Origin of the sequence: Streptomyces sp. NEAU-sy36, from assembly GCF_013423905.1 — a bacterium.
Classification (GTDB): Bacteria; Actinomycetota; Actinomycetes; order Streptomycetales; family Streptomycetaceae; genus Streptomyces; species Streptomyces misionensis.
The window spans coordinates 6,472,141-6,490,544 of sequence record NZ_CP058977.1 but is presented as its reverse complement, the minus strand read 5'-3'; the positions used below and the strand labels follow the sequence as shown (position 1 = coordinate 6,490,544).

Here is an 18,404-nt window from a genome sequence, read left to right as displayed (position 1 = left end):
GGGAGGAGAACAAGGGACTCACCGCACTGATGCGGGTCGGTGCCACCGACCCGGCCGCCGCCGAACGGAGGAAGTGGCTCACCAGCGTGCGGCCGATCGCTTCGCGCGGTTCGACGGGCAGGTCGAGCAGTGCGGGGTCGATCGCGACGGCGGCCCCCAGCCGGGATTCATCACCCTGCGGATGCACCGGGGAACGGCGGGCAGCCGGCTCCTCATGAACATCGCGGTCTGGGAGTCGACCGAGGCGCTCGCCACCGCGCTCGGCAGCCCCGAGGTCCAGCGCATGGCGGCCGATTTCCCCGACGACATCGTGTCGTACCCGCACATCTTCGAGCCGATCGACGTATGACACGGCGGCCGCGGGCCGGCGGGTCACGGATCTGTGGACAACCGTCGAGGGTTGTCGTGTCCCTGATTCGAGTTGTCCACAGGCTCCAGCGGAAAGCCGGGATTCGCGAGATCGTCGGCGCATGACGAATCACAGCGAAACCACCGGATCCTTCGAAAACAGTGGAATCCCGGGCGATGAGTCCCCGGCCGATCCGTCCGCGCACACCGAGCAGGTGACCCTGCGCACGCCGGCCGAGCTGGCCGACGCCCTGCCCTATCTGCTGGGCTACCGCCCGGAGGACAGCATGATCCTGGTCGCGCTGCACGACCGCGGCGGCAAGGGCAGGTTCGGTGGCAGGGCCCGGCTCGGCATCCCCGCGCACGAGGAGGACTGGGAGGAAGCCGCGCGCCAACTGGCCCGCGGCCTGGTCACCGGCAGCGAACGGCGCGGCGCCAGGCCCGAGCAGATGGTGGCCTACGTCTGCCAGGAGCCGGCCCCGGGGGAGACCGGCGGCGACGTCAAGCGCCGGCTCGCCCGCCTCGCCCATCTGATGCGCGTCCAGTGCGGCGACCTCGACGTGCCGGTCATCGAGGCCCTGTGCATCTCGGACGGCCGCTTCTGGTCGTACTGCTGCCCCGTCGCGGACTGCTGCCCGCCGGACGGCACGCCGATGGGTCTGCCGGGCACCTCCGTGCTCGCCGCCGCGGCCACCTACGCCGGCTTCCAAGTCCGGGGCTCCCTCAAGGAGTTGCGCGCCCGGCTCCAGCCCTGGGAGACCACCGCGGCACTGGAGCAGGAGATGGCCCTGGACACGGCCGGCATGGACCTCGTGCCCCGCATCCTCGACGAGTCGGGGCGCGCGCAGGTGGCCGAGGAGACCCTCGCCCTCGCCGAGCGCCTCCTGCACCGCCTCTCGGCGGCGACCCCGGTCGCCGGGGCGCTCCCGGCCGACCTGCGCGACGACGGCCTGATCGGGCACGACGAGGCGGCCCTGCTGATCCTCGGCCTCCAGGACCGCGAGACCCGCGACCGGGCCGCCGCGTGGATGGAGGGCGACGCGGCCCAACCGGCGCTGCGCCTTTGGCGTTCGCTCGCTCGCCGCTGCGTCGGCCCCTACGGCGAGCACGCCGCCGCCCCGCTGACCCTGGCCGGCTGGGTCGCCTGGTCCACGGGCGACGAACTCGAGGCCCGCGAGGCACTGGCCATGGCCCTCGGCGCCGACCCGGACTACCTGTTCGCCCGCCTCCTGCACCAGGCCTGCAACGAAGGACTCGACCCGGAGTCCATCCGCCGGTGCCTGCGGGGCGAGCGGCCCGTGGACGCGCCCGACGCGGAACCGGGAGCCGCGGAGAAGACGAAGACGAAGGGCATGGAGCCCATGGAAACCGGCAAGCCCACGGAGTCCCCGGCGCGGAACGCTTCGGGACCCTCCGGGGAGCCGGAGCCGGAGCCGGAGCCGGACGCCGGCGGGAGCGGCCGCCGCCGGCGCCGGACGCGTTCCGCGACCACCGGCGGAGACGGCCCGCCCACGACCCGGACGGCCGCGACCCGAGCCGCCGGAGGACGGCGCGGGCCCGCCGCTTCCCGTCCGGCCGCCGACCAGCCTCCGAGCCGTGCCGCCCGGCACCCCGGCGGCACGCGCGGCCGCACCAAGCGCCCCGGCGAGACCGCCGTCACCGGCGCCCCGGCGGGGGGCTTCGCCCGGGAACCGGAGGTGGAGGACGCCGGATGATCACCGCCTGACCTGGACGGGAGCGGAGGGCGCCACCCATAATCCGACGAAGCGGAAGCAGCGCGTGCGGGCCCGGCGAACGACGTGTTTATCGTCAGGCAGACGACTATGATCGCGGCATGCCCTACGACCCGTCAGCCTTTCCGCCCTTCGCTGTCACCGTGGACCTGGTCGTGCTGACCGTTCGCCGTCATTCGCTGTGCGCGATGGCGGTGCGCCGGGGCGAGTCCCCCTTCCAGGGACGATGGGCGCTGCCCGGTGGATTCGTGCGGGCCGACGAGGACCTGTCCCAGGCGGCGGCGCGCGAGCTGGCCGAGGAGACCGGGCTGCGGGCGCACGACCCCTCGTCCCCCGCGCAGGACAACGGGGCGCACCTGGAGCAGCTGGCCACCTACGGAGACCCCGACCGCGACCCCCGGATGCGCGTGGTCAGCGTCGCGCATCTGGCGCTCGCCCCAGACCTGCCCGCGCCGCGCGCGGGCGGCGACGCCAGCAACGCGCGCTGGGCGCCGGTCGAGGAACTGCTCCAGGAGGGCGGTCACGGCAGGGACGGCGAGCCCCTCGCCCCGCTGGCCTTCGACCACGCCCGGATCCTCGCCGACGGCGTCGAGCGGGCCCGGTCGAAGATCGAGTACTCGTCGCTGGCCACCGCCTTCTGCCCGCCCGAGTTCACCGTCGGAGAGCTGCGCCGGGTGTACGAGGCCGTGTGGGGGGTGGCCCTCGATCCGCGCAACTTCCACCGCAAGGTCACCGGGACCCCCGGGTTCCTCGTGCCGACGGGAGGCACGACCACTCGCCAGGGCGGCCGCCCCGCCCAGCTCTTCCGGGCCGGTGGCGCCACCCTGCTCAACCCCCCGATGCTGCGCCCCGAGGTCTGACCGGCGCGGACCCGGCCGGTCCCGGGGAGCGGGCCCCTGTTGCATCGAACGGAGGACAGAGACGGGCCCGGGGGAGGGGCACCCGCCGCTCAACCCTCCCATACACGAAAAAACCGGACAACGCACGCTATCTTGCTGCAGGTGATCCAGGCCTTCGGACTGACCAGCACCTCCCGCAAGGCGCAGCCGCCCGCCGTCGACGACGTCTCCTTCGAGGCGCGCGCCGGGCAGATCACCGTGCTCCTGGGTGCTCCCGGGGCGGGCAAGACCGCGACGTTGCGGCTGATGCTCGCCCTGGAGCAGGGGCGTGGCATCACCTACTTCAGGGGGTGGCCCCTGCACCGGATCGCCCACCCGGCGCGGGAGGTCGGCGTACTCCTCGGCGACGTACCGGGGCACCCGGCCCGTACGGTCCGCGGTCATCTGCGCATGCTCTGCGCGGCGTCGGGCGTCCCGGCACGCCGTGCCGACGAACTTCTCGAAGCCGTCGGCCTCGTCAGCTTCCGCGAGGAACGCCTCGGCACACTGTCGCGCGGCATGGACCGCAGGCTCGGCCTGGCCTGTGCCCTGCTGCCCGGCCCGCACGCGCTCGTCCTGGACGACCCGACCCGCGGCCTCTGCGCCCGGGAGGCGCAGTGGCTGCACGACATGCTGCGCTCCCACGCCGACCAGGGCGGCACGGTGCTGATGGCCACGAGCGACCCGAGGGAGGCCGCGCGCACCGCCGACTGGGTCGTCACCCTCGACGCCGGCCGACTCGTCGCCGACCAGGAGGCCGAGGAGTTCGCCCGTACCCGGCTGCGGCCGCGCGTGGCCGTACGCACCCCGCACGCCCGGCGCCTCGCGGCCGTACTCGCCAAGGAGGCGCGCACCGGCCGGCGTTCCGTCGAGGTCGTGCACGAGGGCGGCAACCGCCTTTCCGTGTACGGCACGACGACCGCCGACATCGGTGAGACGGCCTTCCGGCACGGCATCCTTGTCCATCAACTCGCCGACGAAGTGGGCGACATGGGGCCGGGCGCCGACAGCGGGGCCGGTGCGGACGGCACCGCGACCGACCGTGGACCGGCCGCCCCCGGCCCACCAACGGGCACGCCCGGGACCGCGTCCGGCCCCGGGCCGGTGGAACGGCGGACCACGGCGAAGAGCGGAAAGATCGTGTTCGGTTTCTCCGCGCAGGACCCGTCGCCGCAGGACCGGCGGGCCGACCTGGTCGCGTCGGTCGGGCCCGCCGAGCCGGCCGGCCCCGCCGAGGACGGACGGCACACCTCCCGCCGACCGGAAGCGGTGCCGCGGGTGCGGGCCGTCCTCGACGACCGGGCGGCGCCCGAAGAGGCCCCCGCCCACCGCTCCGCGTCCGAGCGCCCCGCATCGCGACGGCATCCGGTGACGGCGGATGCCGGGACCACCCGCGCCTTCGGGAAACCCCGCGCCCGAGGGCCGGAGACCACCGGCGGCCGCATCGCCGCGGCGGGCCTCTCCGCCCTGCGCGCCCACCTGCCCGGGTCCGGAAGGCCCGGCTCCCGGTCACCGCGGACCGCGGACGCCCGGAACGACGGCGCCCGCGCCCTCCCGCCGCTCATCTCGGTTCGTCCCGCCCCCACCCCGCTGTGCCCGCTGCGCTACGAACTCCGGCGGGCCGCGGGCGTCGGCACGGTATTCTTCGTCTGCGGCGCCGCGCTTGTGATCTCCATGCTCACCGCCGTGGTGCTGGCCGGGATCGGCCACACCCCGCAGGCCCGGCTGTTCGCGGCGTGGCCGCGCGAACTGCCGCTGCCGCCCGCCGCGCTCGCGGCCGGACTGCTCGGCGCGCTGTCTTTCGGGGACGAGTTCCGCCACCCCGCACTGGCGGCCGACCGCGGCACCGTGCCCCGCAGGCTCGGGCTGCTGGCCGCGAAACTCCTCGTCTCCGGAGCCACCGCCGCCCTGCTCGCCTTCCTCACCGTGGGCTGCGACGCCGAGGCGCTCCACCTCGTCCACGGACGGGAGGCGACACAGGTCCCGGAGGACTGGCTCGCGCTGACCGCGAGTTGGTTCGCCCTCATGACCGGGTGCGCGTGGGCCGGGGTGCTCGCGGCCGGTGTCTTCCGGTCCACCTCGGGCGGCCTCGCCGCCGTCCTCGCCGTGCCCGTGGTCGTCGTACCCCTTGTCCACCGGGGACTTCGGGGCGCGGCCGTGGGGATGGCGGCCGATCTCCCGGCGCGCTCGCGGGAGGTGTTCCTGCTCCAGTGGCCGTTCGGAGGGGACCGCTACCTGCTGGCGGTGGCGCGGCTGATCGTCCAACCCGTGGGCGGCGCACTGGTGTTGTCCCTGACGGCACTGGTGTGCGCGTATCTGTTCACGACGCTGCGAACCAGGACGTGATGACCGTTGCCCTTACGCTTCTGATCCGGCTTGTGCCCACAACTCCCCGCGGACGGCTCGTTTCCTTCCGATAAGGCGTCAATTGCGACGGTGTGAGCGATCACCCTTTCGTGTGCTTTTCACCAAAGACCTCAAGGGAGTTGGAGACGGCGCCGACAAAGGACACGTGAGTACCCTTGCGCACACCATGATGACCGCCGCCCGCTCGTCAGACTCCGGTCTGGCCGGCCCGGGCGAACTCGACCGCTACTCCTACGGCGACGCCCCGGTGGGCGAACGCGTCGGAGCGCCCGCCTGGGACGGAGGAGAATCCGAGCTGGGCCGGGTCGGCCGGCGGGCCACGGGCAACCGCGGCCGGGGGCTGCACGGCCAACTCGTCCAGCAGCTGGGTCAGATGATCGTCTCCGGCGATCTGGGCGCGGACCGTCCGCTGGTGCCCGAGGAGATCGGCCAGCGCTTCGAGGTCTCCCGCACCGTCGTCCGCGAGTCCCTCCGTGTCCTGGAGGCCAAGGGCCTGGTCAGCGCCCGTCCGAACGTCGGCACACGCGTCCGTCCGGTCAGCGACTGGAACCTCCTCGACCCGGACATCATCGAGTGGCGGGCCTTCGGCCCCCAGCGCGACGACCAGCGGCGCGAGCTCAGCGAGCTGCGCTGGACCATCGAGCCGCTCGCCGCCCGCCTCGCCGCCGGACACGGCCGCGAGGAAGTGCAGCAGCGCCTGTGCGACATGGTCGAGATCATGAGCCACGCCATGGCGCAGGGCGACGCGCTCACCTACTCGCGCGCCGACAACGAGTTCCACACGCTGCTCATCCAGATCGCCGGCAACCGCATGCTGGAGCACCTCTCCGGCATCGTCGCCGCCGCCCTCCAGGTCTCCGGCGGTCCGGTCACGGCGTGTGACCGGCCGAACGAGGCGTCCCTCGCACAGCACGCGCGGATCGTCGACGCCCTCGGGACCGGCGACGGCGGCGCGGCGGAGACCGCCATGCGCCAACTGCTGACGGTCCACCCCGAGGTGGAGCGGGTGGTACCCGCCCCGCGCGAGCACTGACCCGCGCCGCGGGGTGCGATCGCCGGTGTGCGCGTCGGTTCCCATGACGTGCCGGGCCCGGGTGCCGCGGCCGTCGCCGGTTTCCGCCGGATCCTCAGCAGTCCGGCGGGACCCGGCGCTGCCGCGCACGGGCCCGGCCCCACGCGCGACTCCCTGACCCGGCCGACACGTCAGGCGTTCTCCTTTGCCCCTGTCCGACTGGTTTTGTTCGCTTACGGGGTGTGACTCGGGCCACGCAGATTGGGCGTAACACTCATGGGGACAGCGCGATGACCTAAGAGGTGACAGCCGCGGAGGGAATACGGACGCCGGACAAGGCGCTGTGAATCCTCCCGGCCCGCGCCCGCGCCGTCGGCCCATCCCCAGGCCGGTGGTCGGCTCCCGTCCGCAGTGGACGGTGCCGGAAGCCGTTTTCCAACGTTCCGAGAGGTTGTTCGTGTCGGCCAGCACATCCCGTACGCTCCCGCCGGAGATCGCCGAGTCCGTCTCTGTCATGGCGCTCATTGAGCGGGGAAAGGCTGAGGGGCAGATCGCCGGCGACGATGTGCGTCGGGCCTTCGAAGCTGACCAGATCCCGGCCACTCAGTGGAAGAACGTACTGCGCAGCCTCAACCAGATTCTTGAGGAAGAGGGTGTGACGCTGATGGTCAGTGCAGCAGAGCCCAAGCGCACCCGAAAGAGCGTCGCAGCGAAGAGCCCGGCCAAGCGCACCGCCACCAAGACGGTCGCGGCGAAGACGGTGACCACCAGGAAGGCCACCGCCACCACGGCCGCCCCCGCAGTGTCGGCCGCGTCGGCCGATCCCACCGAGGAGGGCGCGGCCAAGAAGGCCGCCGCCAAGAAGACCACCGCCAAGAAGACGGCCGCCAAGAAGACCACGGCGAAGAAGACGGCCGCCAAGAAGACCACGGCCAAGAAGGACGACGTCGAGCTTCTCGAGGACGAGGTCCTCGAGGACACCAAGGTCGGCGACGAGCCCGAGGGCGCCGAGAGCGCCGGCTTCGTCCTCTCCGACGAGGACGAGGACGACGCGCCCGCCCAGCAGGTCGCCGCGGCCGGTGCCACCGCCGACCCGGTCAAGGACTACCTGAAGCAGATCGGCAAGGTCCCCCTGCTCAACGCCGAGCAGGAGGTCGAGCTCGCCAAGCGCATCGAGGCGGGTCTGTTCGCCGAGGACAAGCTGGCCAACTCGGACAAGCTCGCCCCGAAGCTCAAGCGCGAGCTGGAGATCATCGCCGAGGACGGCCGCCGCGCCAAGAACCACCTGCTGGAGGCCAACCTCCGTCTGGTGGTCTCCCTGGCCAAGCGCTACACCGGCCGCGGCATGCTCTTCCTGGACCTCATCCAGGAGGGCAACCTCGGTCTGATCCGCGCGGTCGAGAAGTTCGACTACACCAAGGGCTACAAGTTCTCCACGTACGCCACCTGGTGGATCCGTCAGGCGATCACCCGCGCCATGGCCGACCAGGCCCGCACCATCCGCATCCCGGTGCACATGGTCGAGGTCATCAACAAGCTCGCGCGCGTGCAGCGCCAGATGCTCCAGGACCTGGGCCGCGAGCCCACCCCGGAGGAGCTGGCCAAGGAGCTCGACATGACCCCGGAGAAGGTCATCGAGGTCCAGAAGTACGGCCGTGAGCCCATCTCGCTGCACACCCCGCTGGGCGAGGACGGCGACAGCGAGTTCGGTGACCTCATCGAGGACTCCGAGGCTGTCGTCCCCGCCGACGCCGTCAGCTTCACGCTCCTCCAGGAGCAGCTGCACTCCGTCCTGGACACCCTCTCCGAGCGCGAGGCCGGCGTCGTCTCCATGCGCTTCGGTCTCACCGACGGTCAGCCGAAGACCCTCGACGAGATCGGCAAGGTCTACGGCGTGACGCGTGAGCGCATCCGTCAGATCGAGTCCAAGACCATGTCGAAGCTGCGCCACCCGTCGCGCTCCCAGGTGCTGCGCGACTACCTCGACTAGTCCGCTCGTACGACGAAGAAGGCCCGGATTCCCCGTGGGATCCGGGCCTTCGTGCTGCGAGCGGCGCTCTCGTGGATCACTCTGGGTTCTCCGGTATCGACCCTGAGTGAGGAGTGCAGATGCGCCTTTCCCTTGTCCGCGCACTGATCCGGCCGCTCGTCCTGGCGGCCGCCGTCGCCGCCATACCCCTGGTCGGCGCGTCACCGGCGTCCCCCGCGGCGCCCGGAAGCGTGGTCGTCGGGGGATTCCCGATCGATATCTCGCAGGCCCCGTGGACGGTGGCGCTGTCGAGCCGTGACCGGTTCGGAGGCACCCGGGCGGGCCAGTTCTGCGGCGGAGTGGCGATCGCCCGCACCACCGTGCTGACGGCCGCCCACTGCATGGGCGAGGACGTCCTCGGCGGGCCGCCGGACCACGTGCGCGACCTGAAGGTCATCGCGGGCCGCACGGACCTGCTGTCGGACGAGGGCCAGGAGATCGCCGTACGGGAGGTCCGGGTCAACCCGGGCTTTGACAGTGCGACGAACTCGGGCGACTTCGCCGTCGTCACCCTCGCCGAGCCGCTGCCGCGGAGCGCGGTCATCGGGATGGCGGGCCCGGGGGACGCGGCCTACGCGCCGGGCACCAAGGCCCTGGTCACCGGCTGGGGCGACCTGACGGGCGGCGGCGCCTACGCGCACCGGCTGCATGCCGCGAACGTGCACGTGCTCGCCGACGACCGTTGCAGCCGGGCCTATCCGGGCGGCCCAGAGGGCGTCTACCGGGCCGGCAGCATGCTGTGCGCCGGAGAGGCCGCCGGGGGTCCGGACGCGTGTCAGGGGGACAGCGGAGGGCCGCTGGTGGCCGAAGGCCGGCTGATCGGACTCGTGTCCTGGGGCAGCGGCTGCGGGCGGCCGGGGAGCCCCGGCGTCTACACACGGGTCTCCGAGGTCGTACGCGCCCTGGCGCCGCAGGACGGCCGGGGCGGGAAGACGTCCGCCAAGGCCGCGGGGAGGTCCCGGAGGATCTCCTGACGGCCTTGCGCGACGTACGAGCACGGGCGGCTGCTCCGAGGGGGAGCGGCCGCCCGTTCACCGGCCTGGGCCGGGGCTGGCTCGTCGTACGCGCGAGATTCAGCGCTCTTCTTCGGAAGCGGTGTTCGGAGCGGAGGTGAGCCGCTCCGTCTCGTCCTGTATCTCAGCGGCGATCTTCTTGAGTTCTGGCTCGAACTTGCGACCGTGGTGGGCGCAGAAGAGCAGCTCTCCGCCGCTGAGCAGGACGACGCGCAGGTATGCCTGGGCGCCGCAGCGGTCGCAGCGGTCAGCGGCCGTCAGCGGGCTCGCGGGGGTCAGAACAGTAGTCACGTCGCCTCTTCTCTAGCTCGACGAGCTGTCGTACCAGGGTCAACATCCAACCAGCCCGAAAACGTTCCCGCTCGTGGCTTTTCTTTCGAAAAAATTTTTCCGGGGCGGCTGTCTGCTGCCGGTTGGCGGCGAATGTGCCGTAGTGCGTCTCTTGGGTGCTTACGGTTTCGCGCTGTCTAGTATCTCGGTCCTCCCGGCTGGCTTGCCGGTTGTTCATGAGGACGTGCCCGGAGCCTAAATGGTTCATGCCTCCAAGGGAACGTGATATGTACTTCACCCCAACGAGGGATCGAACGCACATGCGAGTCTGGACTAGTCTGAGGAGCCGACGAGGGTGGCGTTACACCGGCTCTACCAGGCCTCGGTACCCTCTGTGCGGCGACCGAAGCCTCCCCCTTACCCAGAAGGGGGCAATCTGAAATTCAGCGAGGAGCGAACCGCGTGACCGCCGATACGTCCGTGCCGTCCACAGCGCTGCTGGCAGGAGCAGACCGGGACGGTTCCAACTACACCGCGCGGCACCTGCTCGTCCTTGAGGGCCTCGAAGCCGTGCGCAAGCGCCCCGGCATGTACATCGGCTCGACGGACAGCCGCGGTCTCATGCACTGCCTGTGGGAGATCATCGACAACTCGGTGGACGAGGCCCTCGGCGGCTACTGCGACCACATCGAGGTGATCCTCCACGACGACGGCTCGGTGGAGGTGCGCGACAACGGCCGTGGCATCCCCGTGGACGTGGAGCCCAAGACCGGCCTGTCCGGCGTGGAAGTCGTCATGACCAAGCTCCACGCGGGCGGCAAGTTCGGTGGCGGCTCCTACGCGGCCTCCGGCGGTCTGCACGGCGTCGGCGCCTCCGTGGTCAACGCCCTCTCCGCCCGCCTGGACGTCGAGGTGGACCGGAGCGGCAGCACGCACGCGATCAGCTTCCGGCGCGGTGTGCCGGGCGCCTTCTCGGGCGCCGGCGCGGACGCGAGGTTCGAGGCCAAGAGCGGCCTGCGCAAGGCCAAGAAGATCCCCAAGACCCGCACCGGCACCCGCGTGCGCTACTGGGCCGACCGGCAGATCTTCCTCAAGGACGCCAAGCTGTCCCTGGACACGCTGCACCAGCGCGCCCGGCAGACCGCCTTCCTGGTGCCCGGCCTGACCATCGTCGTCCGCGACGAGTACGGCCTCGGCGAGGGCGGCAGCAAGGGCGAGGAGTCCTTCCGCTTCGACGGCGGCATCAGCGAGTTCTGCGAGTACCTGGCGAACGACAAGCCGGTCTGCGACGTGCTCCGCTTCTCCGGCAAGGGCACCTTCAAGGAGACCGTGCCGGTCCTGGACGAACACGGCCAGATGACCCCCACCGAGGTCGCCCGCGAACTCGGTGTGGACGTGGCGCTGCGCTGGGGCACCGGTTACGACACCACCGTGCGCTCCTTCGTCAACATCATCGCCACCCCCAAGGGCGGTACCCACGTCTCCGGCTTCGAGCAGGCCCTCACCCAGACGATGAACGACGTGCTGCGCGCCAAGAAGCTGCTGCGCGTCGCCGAGGACAACGTCGTCAAGGACGACGCCCTGGAGGGCCTCACCGCGGTCGTCACCGTGCGCCTGGCCGAGCCCCAGTTCGAGGGCCAGACCAAGGAGGTCCTCGGCACCTCGGCGGCCCGCCGCATCGTGAACAACGTGGTCTCCAAGGAGCTGAAGGCGTTCCTGACCGCCACCAAGCGGGACGCCGCAGCCCAGGCCCGCGTGGTCATGGAGAAGGTGGTCGCCGCCGCCCGGACCCGTGTCGCGGCCCGCCAGCACAAGGACGCCCAGCGGCGCAAGACCGCCCTGGAGTCCTCGTCCCTGCCGGCCAAGCTCGCCGACTGCCGCAGCGACGACGTCGACCGCAGCGAGCTGTTCATCGTCGAGGGCGACTCCGCGCTCGGTACGGCCAAGCTGGCGCGGAACTCCGAGTTCCAGGCCCTGCTGCCCATCCGAGGGAAGATCCTCAACGTGCAGCGGTCGTCCGTGACCGACATGCTCAAGAACGCCGAGTGCGGCGCGATCATCCAGGTGATAGGAGCGGGCTCGGGCCGCACCTTCGACATCGACCAGGCCCGCTACGGCAAGATCATCATGATGACCGACGCCGATGTGGACGGCTCCCACATCCGCTGCCTGCTGCTCACGCTGTTCCAGCGCTACATGCGGCCCATGGTCGAGGCGGGCCGGGTCTTCGCCGCGGTGCCCCCGCTGCACCGCATCGAGATCATCCAGCCGAAGAAGGGGCAGGACAAGTACGTCTACACGTACTCGGACCGGGAGCTGCGCGACAAGCTCATGGAGTTCCAGAGCAAGGGCATCCGCTACAAGGACTCCATCCAGCGCTACAAGGGCCTCGGCGAGATGGACGCCGACCAGCTGGCCGAGACCACGATGGACCCCCGCCACCGCACCCTGCGACGCATCAACCTGTCCGACCTGGACGCCGCGGAAAAGGTCTTCGACCTCCTGATGGGCAATGACGTGGCCCCCCGCAAGGAGTTCATCTCCAGCTCCGCCGCGACCCTGGACCGCTCCCGCATCGACGCGTGACGCGCCGCGCCGGCCGGCGCGGCGGCGGGCCCGGGCCGCCCGCCGTACCGCGTCGGCCGGCGCGTGGGGCGGCCCACCCGCACGAGCCCGCTCACCGAGCCCGCCCCGCCCCGGCACGAGCCGGGGGGCCCGGAGCCCACGGCACCCCTTCTCCACCCGGGGGGCCCGGAGCCCACGGCACCCCTTCTCCACCCGGGGGTGGAGAGCAGCCGCCGAAGATCTCCACCTGTGATCCACCCGGGCTCCGATCTCCCGACCTGCGGATTTCCGTAGCTTCGAAGCGTCGGCAGCGCTCGCCGCCGGCACCGTCTTCAAGCCCACGGAGGATCCGATGGTGGGGCTCACCAACGCAGTGGTGGTCGTGGCCGTCGTCGCGCTCGTGCTGGTACGGCAGTTCCGTGCCCGCCCGATCAACACGGACCGGCGCTGGTGGTTGCTGCCGGTGATCCTGGGTGTCATAGCGCTGCGCGAGCCCGGCATCCTGGACGTGCACCACCGGGCGGAATCGGCTGTGCTGCTCGCCGTGGAACTCCTCATCGGCCTGGCGATGGGCGCGGGCTGGGCCTGGACCACCCGCGTCTGGACGGAGCCGGACGGCGTCGTGTGGACCAAGAGCACCAAGGCGAGCGCGGCCGTCTGGATTGCGGGCATCGCCCTGCGCATCGGCGTCTACGGCCTCGGCGCCGCGCTCGGCCTGCACCAGCACAGCTCCGCCCTGATGCTCGGCTTCGCCGGCTCCCTGCTGGTCCGCGGCGGAATCCTGACCTGGCGAGCGCGTGTCCTCTTCGCCCCGGCCGCCCTGTCCACCCCGCCGCTCGGCGCCTCGCCCCGCTTCGCCGCGGCGTACGGTGACGGCAGCAGGCCCGCGGAGAAGGAGCGCGCGTGAGTGACAACGCCTGGACGCGGTGGCCGTCGAGAGAGGCGCTCGGCCGCGCCGGCACCACCCGGCCCCGCCGTCTGCTCGCCTGGGCCGTCCGGGCCCTGGTGATCGGTCTGCTGCTGTGGGGCGCCTACAACCAGAAGCACGCCGGTGTCTGGACCGGGCTCGCCGCGGCGGCGGGGGTCGTCGCCGCCGGCTTCCTCGCCTGGGCCTTCTTCCGCACCACCTACCAGCACCGCATGGTGCCCTCCCTCGTGCTGTTGGCCGCCCTCATGGGCATCGCCGTCGCCGCCGAGGCCTCGGGATTCACCGCGCTGGCCCTCGTGCTCTGGTGCGGCTGTGGCATCACCGCCCTGGAGCGGCTGCCGCTCGCCGCCGCGGCCCCGGTGACCTCGGCGGGGCTCGCCGCGTACTCCGCCTTCAACCACGACGTCTGGCTGACCACGGCCGCCTCCGTGGCGGGCATGGCCCTCGCCGGCTACGTCATGCGTCTGGACGCGGAGGCCCGCGGCAACGCGCAGCGGCTGCTCGACCAGGAGCGGGCCGCCCGGGTCGCGGAGGCCCGCTCGGCGGCACTCGGCGAGCGGGCCAGGATCGCCCGCGAGATCCACGACGTGCTGGCCCACAGCCTCTCCGCGCAGCTCGTGCACCTGGAAGCGGCGCGGCTGCTGATCGAGACGGGCGCCGACCGCGAACGGATCCTGGAGCGGGTGGTGGCCGCCCGGGGCATGGCCCGCGACGGCCTCGCGGAGACCCGACAGGCCCTGTCCGCGCTGCGGGGCGAACTGACCCCGCTGGAGGACTACCTCGGCGAGCTCGTCAGCGGAGCCGAGGGCGCGGTGGTCACCGTCACGGGTGAGCCCAGACCCCTGCCCGCCGAGGCATCCCAAGCCGTGCGCAGGGTCGCCCAGGAGGCGCTGACGAACGTCCGCAAGCACGCGCAGGGCGCCACGGTGGACCTGAGGCTCGACTACGGCGAACACCAAGTGACGCTGGACGTGCGGGACTCGGGCGGACGGCCGGGCGATCTCACCGGCTCCGGAGGCGGGTACGGTCTGCTCGGTATGCGTGAGCGCGCCGAACTGCTGGGCGGTTCGCTGGACGCGGGGCCGGACGAGGAGGGGTTCGTGGTGACGCTGAAGGTGCCCGTATGACCGGGACGGAGGGGGAGAGGAAGCCGGCACGCGTGGTGGTCGCCGACGACCAGACCGTGGTCCGGGAGGGCATCGTCATGCTGCTCGGGCTGCTGCCCGGCATCGAGGTCATCGGCGCCGCGGGGGACGGCGAGGAGGCGGTGCGCCTGGTCGGGGAGCTGGCTCCGGACGTGGTCCTGATGGACCTCAGGATGCCTCGCTGCGACGGCGTGGAAGCCACCCGGCGGATCCGGGAGCGGTACCCCGGGACCCAAGTGGTGGTGCTCACCACGTACGCGGACGACGAGTCACTGTTCCCCGCGCTGCGCGCCGGGGCCCGGGGGTATCTGACTAAGGACGCGGGCGGCGAGGAGATCGTACGGGCCGTGGAGAGCGTGCTGTCGGGGGACGCGGGGTTGTCGCCGAGCGTCCAGCGCCGGCTGCTGGAGCGGCTGTCGCAGCCCGAGCGCCACGCGCCGGTCGCGGTCGCACCCGCTCCGCCGGACGGGCTGACCACGCGCGAGACCGAGGTCCTGGTGCTGATCGCCGAGGGGCTCAGCAACCAGGAGATCGCTCGTCGGCTGCATGTCTCGACCGCGACCGTGAAGACCCACATCAACAACCTGTTCGCGAAGACGGGCCTCAAGGACCGGGCGCAGGCGGTGCGTTACGCCTACGGCAAGGGCCTGGTGCGGCCGCCCACGGGATGAGTCACCTGATGGGGTGAAGAGCCCGGAGAAGAAGAGTCACGGAACTTCCCGGTCTGTCCATCCTGGGACATGCAGTCAAGCGACGATCGTGCTCATGGAGCGGGGGGCGGTTCCGGGAGTTCGGCCGAGCACGCGAACGACCACGGAACCCCCGCCCGCGCCGCGCGGCACGAGGACCCCTGGTCACCCGCGCCGGAGCCGGGCTGGGGAGAGCCGGACGGCACCGAGGCGCCCGTGTCCGCCGTACCGCCCCCGCGCGGGCAGGAGCGGGCCGCGGCGGCGAGGGACGCCCGCGAGGTGTACGCCGAGGTGCAGCGCAGCGCGGCCTTCCAGGAGGTGCGCGGCAGGTACCGGCGGTTCGTGGTGCCGGGCGTCGCGGTCTTCCTCGGCTGGTACGTGGCCTACGTGGTCGCGGCGACCACCGCGCCGGGGCTGATGGCACGGCCCGTGGCGGGCGTGGTGAACGTGGGGATGCTGGCCGGGCTCGGACAGTTCCTCACCACGTTCCTGTTCGCCTGGGCCTACTCCCGGCACGCCCGGCTGCGGCGGGACCGGGCCGCGCTGGAGCTGCGCTGGGACACCCAGGAACTGGCCCGGGAGGCGCGGGGAGGCGCCCTGTGACCGGCGACCACCAGACCCTGGCACTGCTGCTGTTCAGCGGTTTCGTGGCGGTCACCCTCGGGATCACGACATGGGTGAGCCGCCGACGGCACGGTTCGGCGGAGGAGTTCTACGTGGGAGGGCGGCTGTTCTCCCCGATGGAGAATGGTTTTGCCATCGCGGGCGACTACCTCTCGGCTGCCTCCTTCCTCGGCGTCACCGGGCTCATCGCGCTGTACGGCTACGACGGGCTGCTGTATGTGGTGGGCTTTCTCGTGGCGTGGCTGGTCGTGCTGTTCCTGGTGGCCGAACTGGTGCGCAACTGCGGTCGGTTCACCCTGGCCGACGTGGTGGCCGCGCGGATGAGCGAGCGTCCGGTGCGGATCGCGGCCGGCACCTCCTCGGTCACGGTGTCCGTGCTGTACCTGGTGGCCCAGATGGTCGGCGCGGGCAGCCTGGTGTCGCTGCTGCTGGGGCGGACGAGCGGGGCGGCGCAGGCGTGGACGGTCGTCGGGGTCGGCGCGCTGATGGTCGTCTACGTGTCGCTGGGCGGAATGCGGGCCACCACCTGGATCCAGATCGTGAAGGCCGTACTGCTGCTCGGCGGGACCGTGGCGCTGACCGTGCTCCTGCTGCTGCGTTTCCACGGCGACGCCGACCGGCTGCTGCTCACGGCCGCGCAGCGCAGCGGGCACGGGGACGCCTTCCTGGCGCCCGGCCTGAAGTACGGCGGCGACTGGACCGCCCGCCTCGACTTCATCAGCCTGGGCCTCGCGCTGGTGCTGGGCACGGCAGGGCTGCCGCACATCCTCTCCCGCTTCTACACGGTGCCGACCGCGCGCGCCGCCCGCCGGTCCGCGGTGTGGTCCATCGGTCTGATCGGCGGCTTCTATCTGATGACCGTCCTCCTCGGGTTCGGGGCCGCGGCGGTCGTGGGACCGGGGGCGCTGCGCCGTTCCAACGCGTCCGGGAACACCGCGGTGCCCCTGCTCGCCCTCGATCTGGGCGGCGGCGCGGGTTCGACGGGCGGAACGGTTCTGTTCGCGGTGGTCGCCGCCGTCGCCTTCGCCACCATCCTCGCGGTGGTCGCGGGTCTCACGCTCGCCTCGTCCGCCTCCGTGGCCCACGACCTGTACGCGTCGCTGCGGCGCCCGCGCGGCGGGGCCCGCGGTGAGGTGGCGGTGGCGAGGTTCGCCGCCGTGGGCATCGGCGCGGTGGCGATCGCGCTCGGCCTGCTCGCCCGGGACCTCAACGTCGCCTACCTCGTCGGACTCGCCTTCGCGGTCGCCGCGTCGGCGAATCTGCCGGTGCTGCTGTACTCGCTGTTCTGGCGCGGCTTCACCACCCGAGGCGCGGTGTGGGCCGTGTACGGCGGACTGGTACCGGCGCTCGGACTGGTGCTGCTGTCCCCGCTGGTGTCCGGCTGCCCCGGTTCGCTGTTCCCGGGTGTGGACTTCCAGTACTTCCCGTTGCAGAACCCGGGCATCGTCTCCATCCCGCTCGGCTTCCTCGCCGGCTGGCTGGGCACCGTCACCTCGGACGAGACCCCGGACGAGGCCAAGTACGCCGAGACGGAAGTGCGTTCCCTCACCGGCGCGGGGGCCGTCTAGGTGTGCTGTTCGGACAGGTTGGTGACGCGGCTGGCTGGTGGGTAACCGCTGATGCCGGTGTGGGGTCGGTGGTAGTTGTACCAGTCCAGCCAGTCGGGAAACGCGGCCTGCCGTTCGGCGTCTGAGGTGTAGGGCCGGATGTAGGCCCACTCGTCGAGCAGGGTGCGATGGAAGCGTTCGACCTTGCCGTTGGTCTGCGGTCGCCAGGGCCTGGTCCAGCGGGGCCTGATGCCCAGCTCGCGGCAGGTGTCGCGCCAGGTGTTCTTCGTGTAGGCCCAGGCGTTGTCCGTCAGGACGCGTTCGACGGTGACGCCCCGCTGGGCGAACCAGGCCGTTGCCCGGGTGAGGAAGGCGGCGCAGGTCGCGGCCTTTTCGTCGGGCAGGTCTTCGGTGTAGGCCAGGCGGGTGTGGTCGTCCAGGGCGGTGTGCAGGTAGGCGTATCCGGTGCCGCTGCGGCGGTCCTGGTTGGCCCGGCCGGCCGCGCGGCCGAGGAATTTGTGGCCGCCGCCGTCGGGGATGCGGCCGAGTTTCTTGACGTCGATGTGGACCAGTTCGCCGGGCCGGGCCCGTTCGTAGCGGCGCACGGGCTCGCCGGTGGACCGGTCGCAGGCGGCCAGAGCCGGCAGGCCGTGCCGGACCAGGATGCGGTGGGCGGTAGAGGTGGCGATACCGGTTCGGGCCGCGAGTCGCAGCGGGCCGATGCGGTGTTCGCGCCGCAGCCGCACGACCTGTGCCTCGATGGCGGCCGGGGTCCGGTGGGGTTGACGGTGCGGGCGGCTGGAGCGGTCGTGCATGCCTTCGGCGCCCAGCTGCCGGTAGCGGCCTGCCCAGCGGGCGGCGGTGGTGTGGCTGACCTGGAAGCGTTCCGCGGCCCTGCGCAGCGGCCAGCCGTCGTCCACGACACACCGGGCCAGCCGCAGCCTGCCGGTCGGGGTCAGCGGGGCATTACGGTGGGACACGAGGGCCTCCTGGACGTCGGTGCAGACTTCGCAATCCACACCGAACCCAGAAGGCCCTCACCTGTTCAAGCACCCCGCCCGCGTGTCACCAACGTCCCGGGACAACACATCTAGGGCCTCTCGTCTGGATCATGCCGGGCTCGCGGGGTCTGGCACGCACATCTGCGGCGTTGTCGTCGGTCGCCAACGCTCCGCGTTGACTCCCTCCTCCGCCTTGCATCTGCACGCACCAGACCCCGCTCCCTGATCCGGCCTGATCCAAACGAAAGACCCTAG

Annotated in this window: 14 protein-coding genes and 1 pseudogene; 13 read left to right on the top strand and 2 right to left on the bottom strand. The window is 71.9% G+C overall.

Going from position 1 to position 18,404, the window contains the following annotated elements:
* The first annotated feature begins 73 nt into the window (after positions 1-73).
* The 7 genes from HZZ00_RS38840 (at position 74) to HZZ00_RS28195 (ending at position 9,341) form a co-directional block, all read left to right on the top strand.
* Positions 74-349, top strand: coding sequence for an antibiotic biosynthesis monooxygenase (locus HZZ00_RS38840; RefSeq protein WP_257585425.1), 276 nt, complete (start codon positions 74-76; stop codon positions 347-349).
* Between the two features lie 121 nt (positions 350-470).
* Entirely contained in the window at positions 471-2,063 is a 1,593-nt protein-coding gene (locus HZZ00_RS28225) for a DUF4192 domain-containing protein (RefSeq protein ID WP_180329082.1), read from the top strand.
* Positions 2,064-2,182: 119 nt separating this feature from the next.
* Positions 2,183-2,941, top strand: coding sequence for an NUDIX domain-containing protein (locus HZZ00_RS28220; protein ID WP_180329081.1), 759 nt, complete (start codon positions 2,183-2,185; stop codon positions 2,939-2,941).
* A 141-nt stretch (positions 2,942-3,082) separates the two neighbouring features.
* Entirely contained in the window at positions 3,083-5,305 is a 2,223-nt protein-coding gene (locus HZZ00_RS28215; protein WP_180329080.1) for an ATP-binding cassette domain-containing protein, read from the top strand.
* A gap of 166 nt (positions 5,306-5,471) precedes the next feature.
* Positions 5,472-6,359, top strand: a complete 888-nt coding sequence (locus HZZ00_RS28210; protein ID WP_180329079.1) for a FadR/GntR family transcriptional regulator — start codon at positions 5,472-5,474, stop codon at positions 6,357-6,359.
* A 436-nt stretch (positions 6,360-6,795) separates the two neighbouring features.
* Entirely contained in the window at positions 6,796-8,328 is a 1,533-nt protein-coding gene (locus HZZ00_RS28200; RefSeq protein ID WP_257585424.1) for an RNA polymerase sigma factor, read from the top strand.
* A 119-nt stretch (positions 8,329-8,447) separates the two neighbouring features.
* Positions 8,448-9,341 carry a serine protease gene (locus HZZ00_RS28195; protein ID WP_180329077.1) on the top strand — a complete coding sequence of 298 codons (894 nt, stop codon included), beginning with the start codon at positions 8,448-8,450 and terminating at the stop codon, positions 9,339-9,341.
* 99 nt (positions 9,342-9,440) lie between these two features.
* Here the strand turns inward: HZZ00_RS28195 and HZZ00_RS28190 are convergent, their stop codons facing one another.
* Positions 9,441-9,671: a hypothetical protein gene (locus tag HZZ00_RS28190; RefSeq protein ID WP_146463514.1), complete on the bottom strand. Its 231-nt coding sequence runs from the start codon at positions 9,669-9,671 to the stop codon at positions 9,441-9,443.
* A 441-nt stretch (positions 9,672-10,112) separates the two neighbouring features.
* Here HZZ00_RS28190 and HZZ00_RS28185 point away from each other — a divergent pair.
* The 6 genes and pseudogenes from HZZ00_RS28185 to HZZ00_RS28160 form a co-directional block, all read left to right on the top strand.
* Positions 10,113-12,152 (top strand): annotated as a pseudogene (locus tag HZZ00_RS28185) (type IIA DNA topoisomerase subunit B); the annotation flags it as partial.
* A gap of 415 nt (positions 12,153-12,567) precedes the next feature.
* Positions 12,568-13,122, top strand: a complete 555-nt coding sequence (locus tag HZZ00_RS28180) for a CcdC protein domain-containing protein (protein ID WP_180329076.1) — start codon at positions 12,568-12,570, stop codon at positions 13,120-13,122.
* Positions 13,119-14,270, top strand: a complete 1,152-nt coding sequence (locus HZZ00_RS28175) for a sensor histidine kinase (protein WP_180329075.1) — start codon at positions 13,119-13,121, stop codon at positions 14,268-14,270. Before HZZ00_RS28180 ends, HZZ00_RS28175 begins: the two co-directional genes overlap by 4 nt.
* Entirely contained in the window at positions 14,267-14,959 is a 693-nt protein-coding gene (locus HZZ00_RS28170) for a response regulator transcription factor (RefSeq protein ID WP_180329074.1), read from the top strand. Before HZZ00_RS28175 ends, HZZ00_RS28170 begins: the two co-directional genes overlap by 4 nt.
* 69 nt (positions 14,960-15,028) lie before the next feature.
* Positions 15,029-15,580: a DUF485 domain-containing protein gene (locus HZZ00_RS28165; RefSeq protein ID WP_180329073.1), complete on the top strand. Its 552-nt coding sequence runs from the start codon at positions 15,029-15,031 to the stop codon at positions 15,578-15,580.
* Positions 15,577-17,169, top strand: a complete 1,593-nt coding sequence (locus HZZ00_RS28160) for a cation acetate symporter (protein WP_180329072.1) — start codon at positions 15,577-15,579, stop codon at positions 17,167-17,169. The genes HZZ00_RS28165 and HZZ00_RS28160 overlap by 4 nt, the downstream gene beginning before the upstream one ends.
* Here HZZ00_RS28160 and HZZ00_RS28155 read toward each other — a convergent pair.
* Entirely contained in the window at positions 17,166-18,128 is a 963-nt protein-coding gene (locus HZZ00_RS28155; protein ID WP_180328369.1) for an IS481 family transposase, read from the bottom strand. The two genes, HZZ00_RS28160 and HZZ00_RS28155, sit on opposite strands and share 4 nt — an antisense overlap.
* Positions 18,129-18,404: the final 276 nt, after the last annotated feature.

What these genes read in the sequence shown, in the direction of transcription:
- HZZ00_RS28165 (WP_180329073.1), top strand. Translation starts at nt 15,029, where the DNA reads ATGCAGTCAAGCGACGATCGTGCTCATGGAGCGGGGGGCGGTTCCGGG.
- HZZ00_RS28180 (WP_180329076.1), top strand. Translation starts at nt 12,568, where the DNA reads ATGGTGGGGCTCACCAACGCAGTGGTGGTCGTGGCCGTCGTCGCGCTC.
- HZZ00_RS28195 (WP_180329077.1), top strand. Translation starts at nt 8,448, where the DNA reads ATGCGCCTTTCCCTTGTCCGCGCACTGATCCGGCCGCTCGTCCTGGCG.
- HZZ00_RS28225 (WP_180329082.1), top strand. Translation starts at nt 471, where the DNA reads ATGACGAATCACAGCGAAACCACCGGATCCTTCGAAAACAGTGGAATC.
- HZZ00_RS28220 (WP_180329081.1), top strand. Translation starts at nt 2,183, where the DNA reads ATGCCCTACGACCCGTCAGCCTTTCCGCCCTTCGCTGTCACCGTGGAC.
- HZZ00_RS28170 (WP_180329074.1), top strand. Translation starts at nt 14,267, where the DNA reads ATGACCGGGACGGAGGGGGAGAGGAAGCCGGCACGCGTGGTGGTCGCC.